Here is a 21843-nt window from a genome sequence, read left to right on the forward strand (position 1 = left end):
AGCATCGGACGGACATCGAATCCCGAACAGGCCACATCAAGGTTGCCCATGCTCGAGACCACAGCACTGCCAAGGAAAGCGACGCTGTCCCCGCCACTGGACACGCGGTATCAAGTCGAAACGCCCGAAGGCATCGACTTGCCACTGCGCCCGGCCGGGCTGATGGTTCGTGCGCTGGCGTTCTCCATCGACCTCGGGCTGCGCGGGCTGATTCTCGGCGTGCTATTTATCGTGCTGGCGTTTCTTGGAAAACTCGGTGCGGGGCTGGGCTCGATCCTGCTGTTCGGGGTGAGCTGGTGGTACATGGTGCTGTTCGAGGTGCTCAATCAAGGCCGTTCGCCGGGCAAACAATGGATGGGGTTGCGCGTGGTGCACGACGACGGCACCCCGATCGGCTGGTCCGCTTCGCTGTTGCGCAACCTGTTGCGATTCGTCGACCTGTTGCCCTTTGGCTACTTCCTCGGCGCCATCAGTTGCCTGCAACACCCCTCCTTCAAACGCCTCGGCGACCTGGCTGCCGGCACGCTGGTCATCTACCGCGAACAACCGTTGACCCGGCCGCAACTGCCCGATGTCCCGCCTCGGCGACCGGCCTTTGCCCTGACACTGCCCGAGCAACGCGCGATCCTCGGGTTTGCCGAACGCCAGGGCGAACTTTCCGAAGCGCGAACCCATGAGCTCGCGTCCATCCTTGCCCAACCGTTGCAGGTGCCCGCGCCACGCACCGTGGCGGAACTCAACGGCATTGCTCGTGGTTTGTTGGGGCCCGCATGAAGCAAAGCCTTTTCGAAAATCGCCACCAGGCCGAATGGGCGCAGTTTTCCCTGATGCTCGAACAGCTGGAGCGAGGCAAACAAACCTCCCGGATCGCCAGTTTCCCGAAAGACTATCGGCGGCTCTGCCAACAACTGGCACTGGCTCAGGAACGCGGCTACAGCAGTTTCCTGATCGACTCGTTGCAGCAACAAGTGCTGCGTGGGCATCAACAGCTTTACCGGCATCGCAGTCGACTGGGCGCCAACCTGCTGAGCTTTATTCTTGCCGGCTTCCCGCGACTGGTGCGCGAACAATGGCGCTTCGTGTTCGCCGCCGGCCTGCTATTTTTTGGCAGCCTGATCGGCTTCGCGCTGCTGGTGTATCTGTTCCCGGACCTGGTCTACAACCTGATCCCGGCTGAGCAGGTCAGTGAAATGCAGAGCATGTACGACCCGGTCGCTGGCCATTTGGGCCGCTCGGCGGAACGCGCCGCCAGTGAAGACTGGGTGATGTTCGGTTACTACATCATGCACAACATCGGCATCGCCTTTCAGACCTTCGCCAGCGGTTTGCTGTTTGGTGTGGGCAGCGCGTTTTTCCTGCTCTTCAACGGCTTGATGATCGGTGCGGTGGCCGGGCACCTGACGCACATCGGCTTCGGCCAGACCTTCTGGTCCTTCGTGATCGGTCACGGCGCGTTCGAACTGAGTGCCATCGCCCTGGCCGGTGCCGCCGGGCTGCAACTGGGTTGGGCGTTGATTGCCCCAGGACGACTGCCACGCGCCGAAGCGTTGCGACTGGCGGCACGCAAAAGCGTGTTGCTGATCTGCGGCGTCATGCTGTTTCTGCTGATTGCCGCGTTTATCGAAGCCTACTGGTCGTCGATGACCGCACCGGCGCCCATGACCAAATACCTGGTCGGCGCGGCGCTGTGGTTATTGGTGGCGACTTACCTGCTGTTTGCCGGACGAACCCGCCATGCGCCTGAGTGACGCCACGGTGGTGATCCGCCCACGCACTTCCTGGGAAGCCATGGACCTGGGCGTGCTGCTGAGCCAGCGCCATCGACGATTGCTGATGACCAGCTGGGCCATCATCACCTTGCCGATCTTCGCCCTGCTCACCGTGTTTCTGTGGGAATCACCCTCCCTCGCCGTGTTCATCTTCTGGTGGCTCAAACCGGCGTTCGAGCGATTGCCGTTGTACATCCTGTCCAAAGCCATGTTCGGTGAAACGCCCACCTTGAAGGAGGCGCTGCGCGAATGGCCGCGCTTGCTCAAGCCGCAACTGCTGGCCAGCCTGACCTGGCGTCGCCTCAGCCTGAGCCGCAGTTTCCTGATGCCAGTGGTGCAACTCGAAGGCCTGGCGGGTGATGAACGACAACAGCGCTTGCGGGTGCTGCTGCAGCGCAATGCCGGCGCCGCGCAATGGTTGACGATCATTGGCGTGCATCTGGAAAGTGCGCTGTGGATTGGCCTGATGGTGCTGTTCTATATGTTCCTGCCACAACAGGTCGAACTCGACTGGGGTTGGCAGACCCTGATCACCGCCGCCACTCAGGACTGGCACTGGCTGGAACACCTGACCAATGCGTTTTACGTGCTGGTGCTAGTTGTCTGGGAACCGATCTACGTGGCCTGCGGCTTCAGCCTTTATCTGAATCGGCGCACGGTGCTGGAAGCCTGGGACATCGAACTGGTGTTCCGCCGATTGCGCCAACGCCTCAACACCACGGCGGTCGCTTTACTGCTGGCGGCGATATTGCTGGTGCCGACAACGCAAAACGTCTGGGCCGACGAGCCGATCGTTACCCCGGACAGCCCACGCTTGCTGGGTCAACCGCTGACCAGCCAGGCCTCCAGGGACAGCATCAAAACGATCCTCGATCAGCCCCCGTTCAAGAACAAGGAAACGGTGACCCGCTATCGATTTGGCGAAGACAGACCCGACACCCAAACCCCGGACGACGGAAAAACACCTGAATGGCTGAAGTCGCTGGCCAGTCTTCTCGACAGCCAGCGTTTCGGCTTTCTCGCCAACCTGATTGAAGTGCTGCTGTGGGGCGCCGTGTTGGGGGGCATCGGTTTGCTGATCTGGCGTTACCGCGACTGGTTGCAGGCGTTCGTCAGCCGGCGGCCGGCATTACACCGAAGAGCTGCGCGACCGTTACCGCAGCAAGCGTTCGGTCTGGACCTGAGCCGCGAAACCCTGCCCGCCGACATTGCCGCCAGCGCCGAAAGTCTCTGGCAAACCAACCCGCGCGCAGCCCTTGGATTGCTCTATCGCGCGCTGCTCAGCCATTTGTTGCACGACCACAACATGGCGCTGAAGCCCGCCGACACTGAAGGCGAGGTGCTGCAACGCGTCGAGCAACTGCAGCAACCGGCCTTGCTCGCGTTCAGCAAAACCCTGACCGGGCACTGGCAGAACATGGCTTACGGGCATCGCCTGCCACCCGCGCATTTGCAACAGGAACTCTGTGACGGCTGGCGAACATTGTTCGGCCCGGGAGTCGCCCGTTGAGCCGGCGCTTGTGGCTTTCGGTCGGCGTATTCATCGCTGTGCTGGTGGGCGTGCTGAGTATTTATCTGTACCTGAAGGCCACGCCTTATCAAGTTGAAATCGATCACGGACCGTCGCCCGAAGCCCAGGCCAATCCGTATCTGGCCGCCGAGCGCTTCCTGCAAAAACACGGCCTGACCGTCGGCCATGCCAACAGCCTCGACGTGCTGCCCACCCTCGATCCGCATCAGCACAGCCTGTTATTGCTCGGCGATCGCTACAACATGACACCGCGTCAGATTGATCAAGTGATGAACTGGACACGGGCTGGCGGGCGCCTGTTGTTTGTCGCCCAGTCGCTGTGGGATGAAAAGACCGGCCAGAGCAATGACCTGCTGCTCGATCGCGTGCAGTTGCACCAGTCGTTGAGCAAAGACCTCAAGGAGCCGCCACCGGACATCCTCGACGACCCGTTCCCGAAACTGACCAAGTTGTACCTGGAAGACGAGAACGCGCCGGCCTACGCCAGTTTCGATACCGCATTCCATCTCGAAGACCCGAAAAACCTCGCGCAAGCCTGGGCCAACAGTGGCAAGGCCACGCACATGATGCAGCTCAATCACGGGCTCGGTTCGATCACCGTGGTCACAGACGCCGACCTGTGGAAAACCCCGGCCATCGGCCAATACGATAACGCCTGGCTGCTCTGGTACCTGACCGCCGACACAAGCGTGACGTTCCTGTTCAACACCGATCACGACAGCTTGCTGACCTTGCTGCTGCGCAACTTCCCCCAGGCGTTGGTCGCCCTCATCGCACTGATCGGTCTTGCGCTCTGGCATGTTGGAGTGCGCCACGGGCCGCTGCTGGAACCGGCGGCGAAAGGTCGCCGGCAACTTCAGGAACACCTGCGCGCCAGCGCCGATTTCATGCTGCGCCGCAACGGCCAGCAGCACCTGCTGCAAGCCTTGCAACAAGACATCCTGCGGCGTGTGCGGCGCCGTCATCCCGGTTTCGAACAACTCGGCGTTGCCGAGCAATGGCTGGTGCTCGCACGCCTGACCGGCCAACCCACGCGCGCCATCAGCCAGGCCATGAGCCCGCGACCGAAGCAGCGGCTGTCCAGCGCTGAATTCAGCCGTCAGGTCGCCCACCTGCAAACCTTGAGGAACACGCTATGAGTCAACAGATCGAGCCCGGCAGCGCGACCCACGCCGCCCAGCAACGCCAGCGTGCCAGTCAGTTGGCCCAAGCGGTCAGAGCAGAATTGCAAAAAGCCTTGATCGGTCAGAACAGCGTGATCGATGACGTCCTCACCGCGCTGATCGCCGGCGGCCATGTATTGCTGGAAGGCGTGCCGGGGCTGGGCAAAACCCTGCTGGTGCGCGCCCTCGCCCGCTGCTTCGGCGGCGAGTTTGCACGCATCCAGTTCACCCCGGACCTGATGCCCAGCGACGTCACCGGGCACGCGGTCTACGACCTCAACACCGAGCAGTTCAAACTGCGCAAAGGCCCGTTGTTCACCAACCTGCTGCTGGCCGACGAGATCAACCGCGCCCCGGCAAAAACCCAGGCGGCACTGCTCGAAGCCATGCAGGAACGGCAAGTCACCCTCGAAGGCCGCGCCCTGCCCATCGTGCAACCGTTCATGGTGCTCGCCACGCAAAACCCCATCGAACAGGAAGGTACGTATCCACTGCCCGAGGCCGAGCTTGATCGCTTCATGCTCAAGGTGCGCATGGATTACCCCGACGCCGAGCAAGAGCTGAGCATGGTTCGCCAGGTCAGCCGCTCGACCCGCGCCGACATGCTCGACGTGCAACCGCTGCGCACCGTGTTGCAAGCCAAGGACGTGCTGGCCTTGCAACGCATTGCCAGCGATCTGCCGCTGGACGATCAGGTCCTCGATTACGCCGTGCGCCTGGCCCGCACCACCCGCACCTGGCCAGGCTTGACCCTCGGCGCCGGGCCACGCGCCTCGATTGCGCTGGTGCGTTGCGCCCGCGCCCGCGCGCTGCTGCGCGGTGGCGACTTCGTGATTCCGGATGACATCAAAGGCTGCGCGCTGGCGGTGCTGCGACACCGGGTGCGCATTGCCCCGGAGTTGGACATTGAAGGGCTGGATGTCGATCAGGTGCTCAAGCAGTTGCTCGATCAAGTGCCGGCGCCGCGTTTGTGAAACCGTCACGCCTGCTGTTGATCTGGCTAGCGATCCTGCTGGGCATCGGCATCGTGCTTGGCACCTTGCGAGCGCTGGAATTCGACGTGCCCTCCACCCTGCTGTCGGTCAACTGGGGATTGCTCCTGGCGTTGCTGGTACTGGCCGTTCTCGACGCCGTTCGCCTCAAGCGCCTGCCGTCACCGCGCCTCCAGCGACAAATGCCCGGCAGCCTCGCACTCGGTCGATGGAGCGAGGTGCGACTGGAGCTCGAACATGACTTCACTCATTCCCTGAACATTCAGATCTTCGACCATGTTCCGGACGGCCTGAGCTTTGAAAACCTCCCCCTCTCGGTAGAACTGCAACCCGGCCATCAAAGTCAGTTCGGCTACCGCTTGCGCCCCCTCAAGCGCGGCCACTTCACCTTCGAACACTGCGAGATCAACCTGCCGAGTCCAATGGCCCTGTGGTCAGACAAGCGCCTGCTCAACGTCACCGAGAGCACCCGCGTCTACCCCGACTTCGCCCGCCTCTACGGCGGTGAACTGCTGGCGGTGGATAACTGGCTCAGCCAACTCGGCGTGCGCCAACGCCAACGTCGCGGCCTGGGCCTGGAATTTCATCAGCTGCGCGAATTCCGCGAAGGCGACAGCCTGCGCCAGATCGACTGGAAAGCCACCGCCCGCCAACGCACACCCATCGCCCGCGAGTATCAGGACGAGCGCGACCAGCAGATCATTTTCATGCTCGATTGCGGCCGCCGCATGCGCAGCCAGGACGGCGAACTCGCCCATTTCGATCACGCGCTCAATGCCTGCCTGCTGCTCAGCTACATCGCCCTGCGCCAAGGCGATGCAGTGGGCCTGAGCACCTTCGCCAGCGACCGACCGCACTACCTCGCCCCGGTCAAAGGCAGCGGTCAGCTCAACATATTGCTCAACAGCGTCTACGACCTCGACAGCACCCAACGCCCCGCCGACTACCAGGCCGCCGCCACGCAACTACTGGCCCGGCAAAAACGCCGGGCGCTGGTGGTGCTGGTCACCAACCTGCGGGATGAAGACGATGAAGAACTGCTGACCGCCGTCAAACGCCTGAGCAAACTGCATCGGGTGCTGGTGGCAAGTTTGCGGGAGGACTTGCTCGACAATCTACAGCACGCGCCGGTGCAGACCTTGCCGGAGGCGCTGGCCTATTGCGGAACGGTGGACTATTTGAATGACCGTGCGCAGCTCCATGAGCGGTTGAAGGCTCATGGAGTGCTGGTGGTGGATGCTCGGCCCCAAGAGTTGGGGGCTGAGCTGGTGACGCGTTATTTGGGGTGGAAGAAGGAAGGCACAATGTAATAGCGATACTCGTAAAAGTAGCCATTCCTTAGCGATAAAAAGGTGGCGATGTCCAGCCTCGGCAATACAGCAAAGCTGAAGTTAATACTCTCAATGAAAATCCTAATTATAAAATCGCTGCAAGGAATGAATCATGGACGATAAACATCTATTCGCGTCAGTGCTAATCAAGATCAACCAGAACCAACTAGCGTTGGGTGCGGCTATAGAGGAGCTCTCTGCCTGGGTTGAGAAGCGCGGTGCGACCGATGTCGCAGGCCACATAAGAGATGCATTAGAAACACTGGATCATAATCAAGAATTTATCTCGTTGGCCCTTCTCTCAATGTCAACCGACTTCAAAGGAGAATAGGTATTCCAGTTTTGTAGTCCCTTTGCCCGAAACAAAGAATGATGAAGTTGAGAGACTCGCTTCGCTGTGGCCAATGATCAAGATCAAAGCCTTACCCACCCTGGTCATACACGTATATACAAGAAGCCGTACAACGGCTACATAGTCAGGCGATTCTGCCTACAACCTACGGTGCCCCCGACTGACTGCGGGAAAGAGTCACCCCGATTAAGGTTCTCCTATCGCTATTCATCAGCGATCCAACAAGGAGTTAACCCAATGTCGAAAGCTACACCTGACCTTTCGGGGCCTATTTGCTCACCCTATGCCAATTTCGATCCAAAAAAACTTCATGACGCCGCCCAAAAAGCGCTGAACCACCATCTCGCTCAAAAAAAAACCAAATCGTACTTTGCTAACGAACGCACTACCGAGGAACGCGCCATGAAGATGTTCACCGTTGTCCCTGATGCCAACCCCGAAGCGTTGAACATCGAGACCTACGAAACCTTTTCGACCGTCAGCATTTTGCTACTCGACCTGGCGGAAAGCCTGGAGGACAAGCCGCGGCATCTCGCGATGGCGATTTACCGGATAAGTGAGTTGGGGTTGATGCTGGTGGAGCGGTCGCTGGATAACGAGAAGGCGATCAAGGTGACGTAAGGCGCAGATCAAAAGATCGCAGCCTCGTTGCACTCGACAGCTCCTACAGGGATATCGCATACATCCTGTAGGAGTTGTCGAGTGCAACGAGGCTGCGATCTTTTGCTTGTCAGGCAGAAGCAGGCAACGGCTGAAAACTGAAGTACTGCGTCAACGCCTCTACCAATTGCCCATACTCCGGCGGTGCCCGTTGCAGGCTGAACCCGGCGTCGTAATGGTGGGGTGTTTCATCTTCATGGCACCACAGGCAACACGCCGTCAGGTCGATGACCTGCTGACAGCCATCGCTGGTGGGGATTTTTAATCGCAGGTCAAAGTCGACGCCCACCATCATCGGCAACTGGCTGATGAGCATCAGCCCGTCTGCGGAGACGTTGCCCAGAAAGCCGATGGGTTTGTCGGTGACACTGTTGAACACTCTCAGAAAATACGGCAGTTGATGCCGCTCGATCCGGCGGTCGGTAAACATGCGCAGTTGGCCCAGCAAGGCCCTTAAGCAGGGCCGCACTAATGCTTCGGAACGTGCCGGCTTCTTTATAAGCCTGGGCGCGCTCTCCCCGATCCCGGTGCGTCAGTCCCTACATCGCTGACCCATACTCCTGCCGATCACAGGTATGACCTCGGTCTGGAGGCGAGGCTCTAAAACCGATCTCTTGGACTATAGCTCACCACCGCCGGGCGGCCAGCCTTTGCATGACAGCGGCAATCAGAACCGCGTAGGGCGCACGGCCGCCGCGCTGCGCGTCGGGTAATGGCCCAGGCTCTGCAACGTTTCCAGACGGGCACGAGCGCGGTAGGCGTATTCGCTTTGCGGGTACGACGCCATGATGAATTGATACGTTTGGGCCGCATCGATGAACAGCTTCTGCCGTTCCAGGCACTGGCCGCGCATCATCGACACTTCCGGCCACACATAAGGCCGCGCACGGCTGGAGCGTTCGACTTTCGACAGTTCGAGCATGACTTGCTCGCAATTGCCACGATCGTAAGCGCTGTAGGCGTTATTCAAATGATGGTTCATCGACCAACGGGCGCAGCCCGTCACACTGAGGGCAAGCACGGCAATGAGCGCGAATCGCATGGGGGATCTCCTGTCTTGAGCTCTGTATCGACCCGCTTTTCAAAATCTTCAGGAATGTTCGTTTAAAGAAACAAACGAATAAGTAGTGCAAACGAACAATGACTACAACTTCGGACCATAGTAGCCTCACTCAGCGCTTGAACTCAGGAGTCTATGCATGTCCGTCCGTCGCACCAAAATCGTCGCTACCCTTGGCCCGGCCAGTAACTCGCCGGAAGTTCTCGAACAGCTGATTCTGGCTGGCCTGGACGTCGCCCGCCTGAATTTCTCCCACGGCACCCCCGACGAGCACAAGGCTCGCGCGAAGCTGGTGCGTGACCTCGCTGCCAAGCACGGCCGCTTCGTTGCCCTGCTGGGCGACCTGCAAGGCCCGAAAATCCGTATCGCCAAATTCGCCAACAAGAAGATCGAGCTGAAGATCGGTGATCAATTCACCTTCTCCACCAGCCATCCTCTGACCGAAGGCACCCAGACCGTCGTCGGTATCGACTACCCGGATCTGGTCAAGGACTGCGGCGTAGGCGACGAGCTGCTGCTCGACGACGGCCGCGTGGTCATGCGCGTTGATACCGCCAATGCCACCGAGCTCAATTGCACCGTGCTGATCGGCGGCCCGCTGTCCGACCATAAAGGCATCAACCGTCGCGGCGGTGGCCTGACGGCTCCAGCCCTGACCGAAAAAGACAAGGCCGACATCAAGCTGGCTGCCGAGATGGAAGTCGACTACCTCGCCGTGTCCTTCCCGCGTGACGCCGCCGACATGGAATACGCCCGTCAACTGCGCGACGAGGCCGGCGGTACTGCCTGGCTGGTGGCGAAGATCGAACGCGCCGAAGCCGTGGCCGACGACGAAACCCTTGATGCACTGATCCAGGCCTCCGACGCGGTGATGGTTGCCCGTGGTGACCTCGGTGTGGAAATCGGCGACGCCGAGCTGGTGGGCATTCAGAAGAAGATCATTCTGCACGCACGCCGCCACAACAAGGCCGTGATCGTGGCGACCCAAATGATGGAGTCGATGATCCAGAACCCGATGCCGACTCGCGCTGAAGTGTCCGACGTGGCCAACGCCGTGCTCGACTACACCGACGCCGTGATGCTCTCGGCGGAAAGTGCCGCAGGTCTGTATCCACTGGAAGCTGTGCAGGCGATGGCGCGCATCTGCGTCGGCGCTGAAAAGCACCCGACCAGCAAGACCTCCAGCCACCGCATCGGCAAAGTGTTCGAAAGCTGCGACCAGAGCATTGCGCTGGCGGCCATGTACACCGCCAACCACTTCCCCGGCGTGAAAGCGATCATTGCCCTGACCGAAAGTGGCTACACGCCGTTGATCATGTCGCGCATCCGTTCTTCGGTGCCGATCTACGCGTTCTCCCCGCACCGCGAAACCCAGGCCCGCGCCGCCATGTTCCGTGGTGTCTACACCGTCCCGTTCGACCCGGCATCGCTGCCGCCTGAGCAAGTCAGCCAGGCCGCGATCGACGAGTTGTTGAAACGCGGTGTTGTGGAGAAAGGCGACTGGGTCATCCTGACCAAGGGCGACAGCTACCACACCATCGGCGGCACCAACGGGATGAAAATCCTGCACGTTGGCGACCCGATGGTCTGAGTGACTGGTTGCTGAAATAGAAAAGCCCTGCCATGTGAATGGCGGGGCTTTTTGGTTTTTGATCCGGAAGGTGTGTTGTCGGGGCGGGCCTCTTCGCGGGCAAGCCTCGCTCCTACAGGGTTTTGTGAGCGCCGAAAATCCACTGTAGGAGCGAGGCTTGCCCGCGAAGGCGTCAGTCCAGTCACCGCATTCTTCAATGCCGGCTGATAAAGGCTGACAACGCCGCCATCGCCTCCGGCGAGCGCAACCGCTGGGTGAACAACGCGCCCTCTTCTTCGATCACTTTGCGCAGTTGTTCCCGGTCCGGCGCTTTCATCAATTGCTTGCTGATGCGCACCGCTTCCGGTGGCAATGATTCGAAGCGCAACGCCATCTCCCGCGCCTTGGCCAAAGCCGATTCGCCACTGCCCAAGGCTTCGGTGGCAATCCCCCACTGCGCGGCTTGTTCACCGCTGAACCCTTCGCCCAACAGCAACAACTCCGCCGCTTTGGCATGCCCGAGCAATCGCGGCAGGATCAGACTGGAACCAAATTCAGGACACAACCCGAGATTCACGAACGGCATGCGCAACCGAGCGTCTCGACTGACATACACCAGATCGCAATGCAGCAACATCGTCGTGCCAATCCCCACCGCTGCACCCGCCACCGCAGCAATCACCGGTTTACGGCATTCCAGCAAATTGAGCATGAAATGAAACACCGGGCTGTCGAGATTGCCCGGCGGTTGCTGGATGAAGTCAGCGATGTCGTTGCCGGCGGTGAAGCACTCGGCGCTGCCGGTGATCAGCACGGCGTTGATTTCGGGGTCGGTGTCGGCCTGTTTCAGCGCTTCGGCCAAGTGGCTGTACATGGCGCGGGTCAGGGCGTTTTTCTTTTCGGGGCGATTCAGGCGCAGGGTCAGCAGGCCGCGTTCGCGTTCCAGCTGGATGGCATCGGTCATGGCGAGTCTCGCGTGGTTAAACGGTCAGCACTCAACCACGGGGAACAAAGACATCCGCCAGCAGTTGGTTGCGCGGCAGTCCGGCCAGGTACAAACGCCGGGCAAAGGCGTCGACACTGTCGGGGGCTCCGCAGACTAAGGCCAGGGTTTGCCGGGAGACAAGCCGCAGTTGCGCCAATGCCTGCGGCAACTCGGCCGGGGTCCAGCATTCGACGTTGAGGTTTTCACGCACATCGCACATGGCTTGCAGGGGTTTGGCCAGGTAGTGCTCGCTGGCGTCATGGGCGAGGTGAATGACGCGGATGGCGCCTTGGTGATCCTGACGCAACGCCTCGCGCAACACACCGAACAGCGGCCCCAAGCCCGTGCCGGCGGCCATCAGCCACAGCGGTCGGGTGTTCCAGTCGGGATCGTAGTGCAGCGCCCCGCCGCGCAGTTCACCGAGGCGGATCGGGTCGCCGATTTTCAGTTGCCGGGCCGCGTCGCTGAATTCCCCCGGTTGGCGACAATCGAGGTGGAATTCCAGAAAGCGATCTTCTTCCGGCAGGCTGGCCAAGGAGTAAGGCCGTGCCACGTTGCCGGCCCACAACACCAGATGCTGCCCGGCGCTGTAGCGCAACGGTCGTTCGGTGGTCAGGCGCAAACGCAACACGCTGGCGCTTAACCAATCAACCGCGGCGACCTGTGCCGGGCGACCGTCGACTTGCGGATCGAAGGTGTGCACTTGCAGGTCTTCGATGATTTGGCATTGGCAGGCCAGTCGCCAGCCTTGCTGACGCTGTTCAGCGCTCAAGGCATCGGGACGGCTGTCGCTGGGCAAACCTTGAACACATTGCACCAGGCACGCATGGCAACTGCCGGCGCGGCAACTGTAGGGCACGGCCACGCCGTTCTGATTCAGGGCATCGAGCAGGTTGCTGCCCGGCGCCACGGACCAGTGGCGCTCGCCCACGCGCAATTCAGGCATCGACGTTCTCCCACGCCGCCGCGCAACGATTGCGGCCGTCGCGCTTGGCGCGGTACAGCGCCTGATCGGCGCGCTGCAAGGCGTCGTCGAGATCGTCGCCCAGCTCCAGCAAGGTCATGCCGGCGGACAAGCTGAGGTGGGCGACGTTGAGGCCAATCAGTTCGACATCGGTGAAAGCAATGCGCAGCCGCTCACAGCAAGAGGTCAGGCGTTCGGCATTGCAGTCGGGCAGCAGCACCACGAATTCTTCGCCGCCATAACGGGCCAGCACATCACCCTCGCGCAGGCAGGCGGTGGCCACGCCGGCAAAGGCTTGCAGCACCTGATCGCCCGCGGCGTGGCCGTGAACGTCATTGATGCGCTTGAAGTGGTCGAGGTCGATCAACGCCAGGCCATGCACCACGCCAGCGTCCATCGCGTTCAGCTCGCGGGAGGCCAGGCGCAGGAAGTGCCGGCGGTTGAACAGCCCGGTGAGTTCGTCGGTGGCGACCAGGTCTTCGAGCTGGCGCATCATCCCGCGCAGGGTGTCCTGGTGCGCCTGCAAGGCAAACCGGCGTTGGCGCATGCGCTGGCGCGAAGCCTGAACATAACGGGCGTAGAGTTCCAGCCAGATCAGCACGATAAACAGCACGCAGACTTGCAACGCGGCGAGCGCCGGGTCGGTCAACTCGAAGTGGTAACCCTCCCACAGCGTGACCGCGCTGAAACTGAAAAACACCAACAGCGCACAGCGCACAAACGCACGGCGGGAGAGATGGAACAGCCCGAACAACATGATCAACAGGTAGAACACCAGGAACGCGCCGCGTGCCTCATCCAGATTGGCGATCAGCCACGTCTGCCAACCCAGGCCCATCAACACTTGCGCTTCGGTCAGGCTCGGGTCGGAAAACCGCAGGTTGCAGCCGCTGTAAAACAGCGCGAACAACGCCCCCTGAGTGATGACCACCAGCGCACTGCCGATGGCCACGCTGGCCAGCGGTTCATCGTAATGCCCGGTGAAAAACGCCAGCCACAGCAACACCAGAGCCAGGGCGTACGTGCCGGCTGCGAGGGCAAAGCGTTTGAGCAAAAGCCGTTGTATGGCGTTATGGGTCAATCGTTGACTCACCGTGGGAAAGGAGGCTGATCGAGTGTCCTACTCTACAGACCGAATGCCACTTTAGTGGGGTGTCTGATAAATGACCATTCAATTTTCGGGGCAAAAAACCGGCGCCAGAACGATGACTGCCTTGCCCCGCAAACACTAGGCAGGAGCCTGTAGGAGCTGTCGAGTGAAACGAGGCTGCGATCTTTTGACTTTGGTCTTTTTAAAAGCAAGATCAAAAGATCGCAGCCTCGTTTCACTCGACAGCTCCTACAGGGATCGGGTTCGCATGGCCGACTTACATATGCGACCAACGTTTGACTGCCGGCGGGTGTGCCCGCCACCGAGGCGCGTTATACTGCCGCGCCTTTTTAGCGTCGCGCCAGCAGCCCCGGCGTGCCTTGAAAGGTGCTTGCAACCGACCGATGCACCCAAGCTGCAAGCACCTTATTGAATGTTCCCGTCTTTTAGAGGAGCGCGACTCATGACCGTGATCAAGCAAGACGACCTGATTCAGAGCGTTGCCGACGCCCTGCAGTTCATTTCCTATTACCACCCCGTTGACTTCATCCAGGCGATGCACGAGGCCTACCTGCGCGAAGAATCGCCGGCAGCTCGCGATTCGATGGCGCAAATCCTGATCAACTCGCGCATGTGTGCCACCGGCCACCGCCCGATCTGCCAGGACACCGGCATCGTCACCGTCTTCGTCCGCGTGGGCATGGACGTACGTTGGGATGGCGCCACCATGGGCCTGGACGACATGATCAACGAAGGCGTGCGCCGGGCATACAACCTGCCGGAAAACGTCCTGCGTGCCTCGATCCTCGCCGACCCGGCGGGCGCTCGTAAAAACACCAAGGACAACACCCCGGCCGTTATCCACTACTCCATCGTTCCGGGTAACACCGTGGAAGTGGACGTGGCGGCCAAGGGCGGCGGTTCCGAGAACAAGTCGAAAATGGCCATGCTCAACCCGTCCGACTCGATCGTCGACTGGGTACTGAAGACCGTTCCGACCATGGGCGCCGGCTGGTGCCCACCGGGCATGCTCGGCATCGGCATCGGCGGCACCGCCGAGAAAGCCGCCGTCATGGCCAAGGAAGTGTTGATGGAATCCATCGACATTCATGAGCTGAAAAAGCGCGGCCCGTCCAACCGTATCGAAGAGATGCGCCTGGAGCTGTTCGAGAAGGTCAACCAACTGGGCATCGGCGCCCAGGGCCTCGGTGGCCTGACCACCGTACTCGACGTGAAGATCATGGATTACCCGACCCACGCGGCTTCGTTGCCGGTGTGCATGATCCCCAACTGCGCCGCCACCCGTCACGCGCACTTCGTGCTCGACGGTTCCGGCCCGGCATCCCTGGAAGCGCCACCGCTGGACGCCTACCCGGAAATCGTCTGGGAAGCCGGCCCGTCAGCCCGTCGCGTCAACCTCGACACGCTGACCCCGGAAGACGTGCAGAGCTGGAAGCCGGGCGAAACCGTCCTGCTCAACGGCAAGATGCTCACCGGTCGCGACGCTGCGCACAAGCGCATGGTCGAGATGCTGAACAAGGGTGAAACCCTGCCGGTGGACCTCAAGGGTCGCTTCATCTACTACGTCGGCCCGGTTGATCCGGTGCGCGAAGAAGTGGTTGGGCCTGCCGGTCCGACCACCGCGACGCGGATGGACAAATTCACCCGTCAGATCCTCGAGCAAACCGGCCTGTTGGGCATGATCGGCAAATCCGAGCGCGGCCCGACCGCCATCGAAGCGATCAAGGACCACAAAGCGGTTTACCTGATGGCAGTCGGCGGCGCGGCTTACCTGGTGGCGCAAGCGATCAAGAAATCCCGCGTGGTGGCTTTTGCCGAACTGGGGATGGAAGCCATCTACGAGTTCGACGTGAAAGACATGCCTGTGACGGTTGCAGTAGACAGCAAGGGTGAGTCGGTTCACATCACCGGTCCTGCCATCTGGCAGCAAAAGATCAGTGAAAGCCTGGCGGTTGAAGTGCAGTAAGCGCTTAGTCGACGATATAAAAAGGCGACAGGAGCTTTGCTCTTGTCGCCTTTTTTATTTGTTTTATATATTCATGTCAAAAAGGCGGTGAATCCCAGCGTGGGAATGCTCAACACCGTCGTGATATGGTTCGCGCCCTCCGCACACTAGTGTAATCCCCGGCATGTTTGAGTCTTCTCGCTCTTTGCGCATAACTCTATACACCCTCCTTATCCTCGCGGGTGCCGCACTGGCGGCCGGTTTTGCCATGCGCCATGCCGAGCGCCAGGCACTGGTCGAAGACGCCGCCCGCGCCAATCAGCAACTGGCGTTGTATGCCAATTCACTGCACACCCTGATCGATCGCTACCGCGCCCTTCCCGCCGTGTTGGCGCTGGACCCGGAGCTGCGCGGCGCACTGAACGGTGACGTAAGCTCCGAGCAGCAACTTGCGCTGAACCGCAAACTGGAAAAAATCAACGGCGCGGCGCAGTCCTCGACCCTCGAACTGCTCGACCGCACCGGACTCGCCGTGGCCGCCAGCAATTGGCGTTTACCCAGCAGTTACGTCGGCCACAACTATGGCTTTCGCCCGTACTTCAGCGAGACCCGCACCCAAGGCGCCGGACGCTTTTATGCGGTTGGCGTGACCAGTGGCATTCCGGGGTACTTTCTGTCCAGCGCGGTCACCGGCGACAACGGTGAGTTTCTCGGCGCGATGGTGGTGAAGCTCGAGTTTCCGGAACTGGAACGCGAATGGCGTCAAGGCAGCGACACGCTGCTGGTCAGCGATGCACGCGGGATCATCTTCATCGCCAACCAGCCGGGCTGGCGCTATCGCCTGTTGAAACCGTTGAACGACAGCGATCACGCAGCGCTCAAGGCGACCCGCCAATACGACAAACAACCGCTGACGCCACTTGAGTTTCAATCCCTGCGCCGCTTCGACGACAACAGCGATCTGGCGCGGGTGGTCGGTCCTGACGGGATGGCGGATTACCTGTGGGAATCTCTGCCGCTGGCCACCGAAGGCTGGACGTTGCACCTGTTGCGTCGCCCGCAAGTCGCCTTCGAAGACAGCCGTAACGCCGCGCTCGCCGCTGCCGGGTTGTGGCTGGCGCTGGTGTTTCTATTGCTGTTTCTCAATCAGCGCTGGCGCCTGGCGAAAATGCGCCAGCGCAGCCGTGAAGAACTCGAACAACTGGTGGAAGAACGCACACGCGACCTGCGCACGGCTCAGGACGGACTGGTGCAATCGGCCAAACTGGCGGCCCTCGGACAGATGTCGGCCGCCCTCGCCCATGAAATCAATCAGCCGCTGACGGCCCAGCGCATGCAGCTTGCGACGCTGAGGCTGCTGCTCGATCACGGTCGGGTCGACGACGCCTACAAGGCGTTGAAACCGGTGGACGACATGCTCACCCGCATGGCCGCCCTCACCGGCCACCTGAAAACCTTCGCCCGCAAAAGTCCCAGTGGTTTGCGCGAACGCCTGGATCTGGCGGCGGTGGTCGACCAATCGCTGCAACTACTCGACGCCCGTTTGCGTGACGAGCAGGTCAGCACCGTGCTGCACCTGACGCGTCCGGCCTGGGTGCGCGGTGATGCGATTCGACTGGAACAGGTGCTGATCAACCTGCTGCGCAATGCGCTGGATGCGATGCAGGACAAACCCTGCAAACGCCTGGAAATCCGCCTTGAAGCCGACGAACAACTGTGGCGCCTGACCGTCACCGACAACGGTGGCGGCATCGCCGAAGAGAATCTGCCGAACGTGTTCGATCCGTTCTTTACCACCAAACCGGTGGGTGATGGTTTGGGCCTTGGCTTGGCGGTATCGTTTGCCATCGTTCATGAATCCGGCGGACGCCTGAGCGCCGACAATCACGCCAACGGCGCCGTATTTACGGTGACCTTGCCCATCGACCTGGAGGCTCACAGCCCATGCTGAATTCCGTGATGGTGGTCGACGACGAAAGCAGCATTCGCAGCGCGGTCGAACAATGGCTGAGCCTGTCGGGTTTCGAAGTGCAGCTGTTCAGCCGCGCCGATGAGTGCCTGGCGCAGTTGCCCGGCCACTTCCCCGGCGTGATCCTCAGCGACGTGCGCATGCCCGGCATGACCGGGCTGGAGTTGCTGGCTGAGGTTCAGCGCCGCGATGCCGACTTGCCGGTGATTCTGCTGACCGGCCACGGCGATGTGCCGATGGCGGTCGAAGCCATGCGTGACGGCGCCTATGACTTTCTGGAAAAGCCCTTCAGCCCGGAAACGCTGATGAGCAGTTTGCGCCGCGCCTTGGACAAACGCCGGCTGGTGCTGGAAAACCGCGCGCTGCACGAGCTGGCGGACAACCGCGCCAAACTCGACGCGACGCTGCTGGGCGTATCCCGTGGTTTGCAGACGTTGCGTCGGCAGGTGCTGGACCTGGCGGCGTTGCCGGTCAATGTATTGATCCGGGGTGAGACCGGCAGCGGCAAAGAGCTGGTCGCCCGCTGCCTGCACGACTTCGGGCCGCGCGCGGACAAGCCGTTTGTGGCGCTTAATTGCGCGGCGATTCCCGAGCAGCTGTTCGAGGCTGAATTGTTCGGTCACGAGAGCGGCGCGTTCACCGGGGCTTCGGGCAAACGCATTGGCAAACTCGAATACGCCGATGGCGGCACGCTTTTCCTCGATGAAATCGAAAGCATGCCGCTGGCCCAGCAAGTGAAACTGCTGCGGGTGTTGCAGGAGCAGAAGCTTGAGCGGCTGGGTTCGAATCAGAGCATTCGTGTGGATTTGCGGATCATCGCCGCGACCAAGCCCGATCTGCTGGATGAGGCGCGGGCCGGTCGTTTTCGCGAGGATTTGGCCTATCGGTTGAACGTCGCTGAATTGCGCCTGCCGCCGTTGCGCGAACGGCGTGAAGACATTCCGTTGCTGTTCGAATCGTTCGCGCAAAATGCCGCCGAGCGCCTGGGTCGGACTTTTCCACCGTTGAGCGGCCCGCAGTTGAGCCATCTGCTGAGCCATGACTGGCCGGGGAATGTGCGCGAATTGGCGAACGTTGCCGAACGGCAGGTATTGGGGTTGGGTGAGCCGGAGCCGGTGGGCATCGATCCCGGACAATCGCTGGCGGCGCAGGCAGAAGCGTTCGAAGCGCATTGCCTGCGCGCAGCGTTGACCCGGCACAAGGGCGATGTGAAAGCGGTGCTTGAAGAACTGCAACTGCCGCGCCGGACCTTCAATGAAAAGATGCAGCGGCATGGCCTGACGCGGGAGATGTTCGTTTCAAGCAGTTGAACTTGTAGCGCCTCAACTGGCCTCTTCGCGAGCAAGCCCGCTCCCACATTTGATCTGTGTACACCGGACCATTGTGGGAGCGGGCTTGCTCGCGAAGGGGCCGGCACAGACAACCCACCTCATGACCCATAAGCAATTTTCCGCTCACGCTCAACCCAACATAAGCGGATTTCCGCTCACCCGACTTTCGAAACCCCTCTAAACCGGCCCTCCTTCCCTTGGCACACCTCCTGCTATAGCCCCAGCAGGCTGCGTTTCAACGCGCTCCACAAAAACAATTAAACGAAGGATCCTTCAATGGATAACTCCAACGCCCTGCCCCTTGGGTCGGCTGCCGTGCCCGCCAAAGAAAGAACCACCGCCAGTCGCATCAAGTCGATCTTCAGCGGCTCTGTCGGCAACATGGTCGAGTGGTACGACTGGTACGTCTACGCTGCCTTCTCCCTGTATTTTGCCAAGTCCTTTTTCCCCAAAGGCGACACCACCGCCCAACTGCTGAACACCGCCGCGATCTTCGCCGTGGGCTTCCTGATGCGCCCGATCGGTGGCTGGCTGATGGGCCTGTACGCCGACAAGGCCGGTCGCAAGAAAGCACTGATGGCTTCGGTGTACCTGATGTGCTTCGGCTCGCTGCTGATCGCCCTGAGCCCCGGCTATGAAACCATCGGCATCGGCGCACCGATCCTGCTGATTTTCGCCCGCCTGCTGCAGGGCCTGTCGGTCGGTGGCGAGTACGGCACCTCGGCAACCTACCTCAGCGAAATGGCGACCAAGGAACGTCGCGGCTTCTACTCCAGCTTCCAGTACGTGACCCTGATCTCGGGTCAGCTCATCGCGTTGGCGGTGTTGATCGTGCTGCAACAAGTCCTGACTACCGAAGAGCTGTACGCCTGGGGCTGGCGCATCCCGTTCGCCATCGGCGCGCTGTGTGCCGTGGTCGCGCTGTACCTGCGTCGCGGCATGGAAGAAACCGAGTCGTTCACCAAGAAAGAGAAGGCCAAGGAAAGCGCGATGCGCACCTTGATGCGCCATCCCAAGGAACTGATGACCGTGGTCGGCCTGACCATGGGCGGCACCCTGGCGTTCTACACCTACACCACGTACATGCAGAAATACCTGGTGAACACGGTCGGCATGAGCATTTCCGACTCCACCACGATTTCCGCCGCCACGCTGTTCCTGTTCATGTGCCTGCAACCGATCATTGGCGGGCTGTCGGACAAGGTCGGTCGTCGTCCGATCCTGATTGCCTTCGGTGTTCTGGGGACACTGTTCACCGTGCCGATCCTGACCACCCTGCACACCATTCAATCCTGGTGGGGCGCGTTCTTCCTGATCATGGCGGCGCTGATCATCGTCAGCGGCTACACCTCGATCAACGCCGTGGTGAAAGCCGAACTGTTCCCGACCGAGATTCGTGCACTGGGCGTCGGCCTGCCGTACGCGCTGACCGTGTCGATCTTCGGCGGCACCGCTGAATACATCGCGCTGTGGTTCAAGAGCATCGGCATGGAAACCGGTTACTACTGGTATGTGACGGCGTGTATCGCCGTGTCGTTGCTGGTGTACATCACCATGAAAGACACCCGCAAGCATTCGCGGATCGAAACGGACTGAGTCATCTCGCGCAATAAAAACAGGGGCAGACCTTAACGGGTCTGCCCCTTTTTAATTGCCGACACAGCCCACTGTAGGAGCGAGGCTTGCCCGCGAAGGCGTCGTGTCAGCCAACATCAATGCTGACCGGGAAATCGCTTTCGCGGGCAAGCCTCGCTCCTACAGGGATCGCATCGCTGGAAATTATCTGTTCGTCCCAGCACTATGGCGCGACCTCCGAATATGCCTCAGGAATCCCTTCATGCCCGACGACATCCATTTCTACGAACCCGCCAACGGCCACGGCTTGCCGCATGACCCGTTCAACGCCATCGTCGGCCCGCGCCCTATTGGCTGGATTTCTTCACAGGATGCCGAAGGTCGCTTGAACCTGGCGCCGTACAGCTTCTTCAACGCCTTCAACTACATTCCGCCGATCATTGGTTTCTCCAGCGTCGGGCGCAAAGACAGCCTGAACAACATCGAGCAGACAGGCGAATTCGCCTGGAACCTCGCCACGCGACCGCTGGCCGAACAGATGAACCAGAGCTGCGCCATGGTCGCGCCCGAGGTCAACGAGTTCGAGCTGTCCGGCCTGACTCCGGTGGCGTCGAAAATCATTCAGGTGCCACGGGTGGCCGAAAGCCCGGTGTCCTTTGAGTGCAAGGTCACGCAGATCATTCAGTTGCAGCGGGCGGACGGGAACGTGGTGCCGAGCTGGCTGATTCTGGGCGAAGTGGTCGCCGTGCATATCGCCAAGTGGCTGTTGAAGGATGGGGTGTACGACACCGCCGCGGCAGAACCGATTCTGCGCGGCGGCGGGCCAGCGGATTACTTTCAGCTGGGGCCAGAGGCATTGTTCAAGATGTGGCGCCCGGGGGCGGTCAAGTAATTACCAGACGAGTTCGGCGTCGTCGCTGACGTTCTTGAGGCTGGTCAGCTTCAGCGCAGCGGCCTCATCGGCGTCATGGGCGGTCTTGAAAACCTGATCGTCGAGAATCTTGTGAAAACGCGGTGCACCTGAGCCACCCAGTGCTTTAACAGCGATTGCGGCGTGATAACCGCCTTCGGCCGGCACTACGGCGGATACAGCTTCGAAGGTTTCAAAGGCTTTACGTGCCATGTCGCGGATCCTGGCTGATTGAGAATGGAGCCATTAAACCCTCAACCCGCCATTTTGTGTACCCACGACCGGGACTGCCGCCGCGCCTGGTCGGCCGACACGTCCTTGAAGGTGTGAAAATCCAGGCTGTTGACCACCAGTTCCTGCACCAGCTCGGCGAAAATCTCCATCGCCGGGGTGCTGAAGTAGGCCGTCATCGCTTGCTGGTGGGTCCAGAAACCGGACACCAGCCACAACTCCGGATCGCATTGCGAATGCTGCAGGGAAAAGCTCAGGCAACCCGGTGCGCTGCGGGACGGCTCGATCAAGGCGCTCAGGCGCGCACCGAGTTCCGCCGAACGCCCGGCGCGGGCACGAACAAAAGCCATGTGACTGACGGGGATCTGCGTAGACATGTTCAACCCTCCCAGGT

Annotated in this window: 21 protein-coding genes; 14 read left to right on the forward strand and 7 right to left on the reverse strand. The window is 60.8% G+C overall.

What is annotated here, in order from left to right:
- The first annotated feature begins 48 nt into the window (after window positions 1–48).
- From ACA049_RS24005 to ACA049_RS24040, 8 genes are all read left to right on the forward strand, one after another.
- Window positions 49–774: an RDD family protein gene (locus tag ACA049_RS24005; protein ID WP_497330355.1), complete on the forward strand. Its 726-nt coding sequence runs from the start codon at window positions 49–51 to the stop codon at window positions 772–774.
- Complete coding sequence (locus tag ACA049_RS24010; protein WP_497330357.1) at window positions 771–1748, forward strand: stage II sporulation protein M; 978 nt, start codon at window positions 771–773, stop codon at window positions 1746–1748. The genes ACA049_RS24005 and ACA049_RS24010 overlap by 4 nt, the downstream gene beginning before the upstream one ends.
- The gene (locus ACA049_RS24015) at window positions 1735–3279 is read left to right on the forward strand and encodes a DUF4129 domain-containing protein (protein WP_497330359.1); all 1545 of its coding nucleotides are present in this window, start codon (window positions 1735–1737) and stop codon (window positions 3277–3279) included. Before ACA049_RS24010 ends, ACA049_RS24015 begins: the two co-directional genes overlap by 14 nt.
- Window positions 3276–4439, forward strand: coding sequence for a DUF4350 domain-containing protein (locus tag ACA049_RS24020; protein WP_497330361.1), 1164 nt, complete (start codon window positions 3276–3278; stop codon window positions 4437–4439). Before ACA049_RS24015 ends, ACA049_RS24020 begins: the two co-directional genes overlap by 4 nt.
- On the forward strand, window positions 4436–5437 hold the full coding sequence (locus tag ACA049_RS24025; RefSeq protein WP_497330363.1) for an AAA family ATPase: 1002 nt from the start codon (window positions 4436–4438) through the stop codon (window positions 5435–5437). Before ACA049_RS24020 ends, ACA049_RS24025 begins: the two co-directional genes overlap by 4 nt.
- On the forward strand, window positions 5434–6765 hold the full coding sequence (locus tag ACA049_RS24030) for a DUF58 domain-containing protein (protein ID WP_497330365.1): 1332 nt from the start codon (window positions 5434–5436) through the stop codon (window positions 6763–6765). The genes ACA049_RS24025 and ACA049_RS24030 overlap by 4 nt, the downstream gene beginning before the upstream one ends.
- Before the next feature lie 133 nt (window positions 6766–6898).
- Complete coding sequence (locus tag ACA049_RS24035; protein ID WP_497330367.1) at window positions 6899–7117, forward strand: hypothetical protein; 219 nt, start codon at window positions 6899–6901, stop codon at window positions 7115–7117.
- Between the two features lie 258 nt (window positions 7118–7375).
- On the forward strand, window positions 7376–7759 hold the full coding sequence (locus ACA049_RS24040; RefSeq protein ID WP_497330369.1) for a DUF6124 family protein: 384 nt from the start codon (window positions 7376–7378) through the stop codon (window positions 7757–7759).
- Between the two features lie 109 nt (window positions 7760–7868).
- Here ACA049_RS24040 and ACA049_RS24045 read toward each other — a convergent pair whose 3' ends face one another.
- Together ACA049_RS24045 and ACA049_RS24050 are read right to left on the reverse strand one after the other, a co-directional pair.
- Window positions 7869–8228, reverse strand: a complete 360-nt coding sequence (locus tag ACA049_RS24045; protein ID WP_497330371.1) for a PilZ domain-containing protein — start codon at window positions 8226–8228, stop codon at window positions 7869–7871.
- Window positions 8229–8465: 237 nt separating this feature from the next.
- Window positions 8466–8840: a tetratricopeptide repeat protein gene (locus ACA049_RS24050; RefSeq protein ID WP_109634345.1), complete on the reverse strand. Its 375-nt coding sequence runs from the start codon at window positions 8838–8840 to the stop codon at window positions 8466–8468.
- 157 nt (window positions 8841–8997) lie between these two features.
- Between ACA049_RS24050 and pyk the strand changes: the two genes are divergently transcribed.
- Complete coding sequence (gene pyk / locus ACA049_RS24055) at window positions 8998–10449, forward strand: pyruvate kinase (RefSeq protein ID WP_497330373.1); 1452 nt, start codon at window positions 8998–9000, stop codon at window positions 10447–10449.
- Window positions 10450–10642: 193 nt separating this feature from the next.
- Here pyk and ACA049_RS24060 read toward each other — a convergent pair whose 3' ends face one another.
- From ACA049_RS24060 to ACA049_RS24070, 3 genes are read right to left on the reverse strand one after another with little or no spacing between them, the layout of a single operon-like run.
- A complete protein-coding gene (locus tag ACA049_RS24060) occupies window positions 10643–11392 on the reverse strand; it encodes an enoyl-CoA hydratase-related protein (RefSeq protein ID WP_497330375.1) in 750 nt (249 codons plus the stop codon).
- A 31-nt stretch (window positions 11393–11423) separates the two neighbouring features.
- The gene (locus ACA049_RS24065; RefSeq protein WP_497330377.1) at window positions 11424–12359 is read right to left on the reverse strand and encodes an iron-sulfur-binding ferredoxin reductase; all 936 of its coding nucleotides are present in this window, start codon (window positions 12357–12359) and stop codon (window positions 11424–11426) included.
- Window positions 12352–13458 carry a GGDEF domain-containing protein gene (locus ACA049_RS24070; protein ID WP_497330379.1) on the reverse strand — a complete coding sequence of 369 codons (1107 nt, stop codon included), beginning with the start codon at window positions 13456–13458 and terminating at the stop codon, window positions 12352–12354. The genes ACA049_RS24065 and ACA049_RS24070 overlap by 8 nt, the downstream gene beginning before the upstream one ends.
- A 472-nt stretch (window positions 13459–13930) precedes the next feature.
- On the opposite strand from ACA049_RS24070, the gene ACA049_RS24075 reads away from it, so the two are divergent.
- The 5 genes from ACA049_RS24075 to ACA049_RS24095 all read left to right on the forward strand — a co-directional run bounded on the left by ACA049_RS24075 (window position 13931) and on the right by ACA049_RS24095 (window position 21200).
- Window positions 13931–15454 (forward strand): fumarate hydratase, encoded by a 1524-nt coding sequence (locus tag ACA049_RS24075; RefSeq protein WP_131062231.1) that lies wholly within the window; start codon window positions 13931–13933, stop codon window positions 15452–15454.
- Window positions 15455–15617: 163 nt separating this feature from the next.
- Window positions 15618–17384 (forward strand): sensor histidine kinase, encoded by a 1767-nt coding sequence (locus tag ACA049_RS24080; protein WP_497330381.1) that lies wholly within the window; start codon window positions 15618–15620, stop codon window positions 17382–17384.
- Window positions 17378–18712 carry a sigma-54-dependent transcriptional regulator gene (locus ACA049_RS24085; protein WP_497330383.1) on the forward strand — a complete coding sequence of 445 codons (1335 nt, stop codon included), beginning with the start codon at window positions 17378–17380 and terminating at the stop codon, window positions 18710–18712. Before ACA049_RS24080 ends, ACA049_RS24085 begins: the two co-directional genes overlap by 7 nt.
- A gap of 297 nt (window positions 18713–19009) precedes the next feature.
- Window positions 19010–20329, forward strand: coding sequence for an MFS transporter (locus ACA049_RS24090; RefSeq protein WP_497330385.1), 1320 nt, complete (start codon window positions 19010–19012; stop codon window positions 20327–20329).
- A 241-nt stretch (window positions 20330–20570) separates the two neighbouring features.
- Complete coding sequence (locus ACA049_RS24095; RefSeq protein WP_497330387.1) at window positions 20571–21200, forward strand: flavin reductase family protein; 630 nt, start codon at window positions 20571–20573, stop codon at window positions 21198–21200.
- Here ACA049_RS24095 and ACA049_RS24100 read toward each other — a convergent pair whose 3' ends face one another.
- Window positions 21201–21431 (reverse strand): hypothetical protein, encoded by a 231-nt coding sequence (locus tag ACA049_RS24100; RefSeq protein ID WP_109634362.1) that lies wholly within the window; start codon window positions 21429–21431, stop codon window positions 21201–21203. It lies immediately after the preceding gene.
- Between the two features lie 41 nt (window positions 21432–21472).
- Complete coding sequence (locus ACA049_RS24105; protein ID WP_497330389.1) at window positions 21473–21826, reverse strand: putative quinol monooxygenase; 354 nt, start codon at window positions 21824–21826, stop codon at window positions 21473–21475.
- Window positions 21827–21843 lie beyond the last annotated feature (17 nt).

Source organism: Pseudomonas sp. LBUM1662, from assembly GCF_059695915.1.

Bases quoted from the DNA above. Each gene is read 5' to 3' on its own strand.
- ACA049_RS24105 (WP_497330389.1), bottom strand. From the start codon at position 21,826: ATGTCTACGCAGATCCCCGTCAGTCACATGGCTTTTGTTCGTGCCCGC.
- ACA049_RS24080 (WP_497330381.1), top strand. From the start codon at position 15,618: ATGTTTGAGTCTTCTCGCTCTTTGCGCATAACTCTATACACCCTCCTT.
- ACA049_RS24065 (WP_497330377.1), bottom strand. From the start codon at position 12,359: ATGCCTGAATTGCGCGTGGGCGAGCGCCACTGGTCCGTGGCGCCGGGC.
- ACA049_RS24045 (WP_497330371.1), bottom strand. From the start codon at position 8,228: ATGTTTACCGACCGCCGGATCGAGCGGCATCAACTGCCGTATTTTCTG.
- pyk (WP_497330373.1), top strand. From the start codon at position 8,998: ATGTCCGTCCGTCGCACCAAAATCGTCGCTACCCTTGGCCCGGCCAGT.
- ACA049_RS24015 (WP_497330359.1), top strand. From the start codon at position 1,735: ATGCGCCTGAGTGACGCCACGGTGGTGATCCGCCCACGCACTTCCTGG.
- ACA049_RS24035 (WP_497330367.1), top strand. From the start codon at position 6,899: ATGGACGATAAACATCTATTCGCGTCAGTGCTAATCAAGATCAACCAG.
- ACA049_RS24085 (WP_497330383.1), top strand. From the start codon at position 17,378: ATGCTGAATTCCGTGATGGTGGTCGACGACGAAAGCAGCATTCGCAGC.
- ACA049_RS24095 (WP_497330387.1), top strand. From the start codon at position 20,571: ATGCCCGACGACATCCATTTCTACGAACCCGCCAACGGCCACGGCTTG.
- ACA049_RS24050 (WP_109634345.1), bottom strand. From the start codon at position 8,840: ATGCGATTCGCGCTCATTGCCGTGCTTGCCCTCAGTGTGACGGGCTGC.
- ACA049_RS24005 (WP_497330355.1), top strand. From the start codon at position 49: ATGCTCGAGACCACAGCACTGCCAAGGAAAGCGACGCTGTCCCCGCCA.
- ACA049_RS24025 (WP_497330363.1), top strand. From the start codon at position 4,436: ATGAGTCAACAGATCGAGCCCGGCAGCGCGACCCACGCCGCCCAGCAA.
- ACA049_RS24060 (WP_497330375.1), bottom strand. From the start codon at position 11,392: ATGACCGATGCCATCCAGCTGGAACGCGAACGCGGCCTGCTGACCCTG.
- ACA049_RS24090 (WP_497330385.1), top strand. From the start codon at position 19,010: ATGGATAACTCCAACGCCCTGCCCCTTGGGTCGGCTGCCGTGCCCGCC.
- ACA049_RS24100 (WP_109634362.1), bottom strand. From the start codon at position 21,431: ATGGCACGTAAAGCCTTTGAAACCTTCGAAGCTGTATCCGCCGTAGTG.
- ACA049_RS24040 (WP_497330369.1), top strand. From the start codon at position 7,376: ATGTCGAAAGCTACACCTGACCTTTCGGGGCCTATTTGCTCACCCTAT.
- ACA049_RS24075 (WP_131062231.1), top strand. From the start codon at position 13,931: ATGACCGTGATCAAGCAAGACGACCTGATTCAGAGCGTTGCCGACGCC.
- ACA049_RS24010 (WP_497330357.1), top strand. From the start codon at position 771: ATGAAGCAAAGCCTTTTCGAAAATCGCCACCAGGCCGAATGGGCGCAG.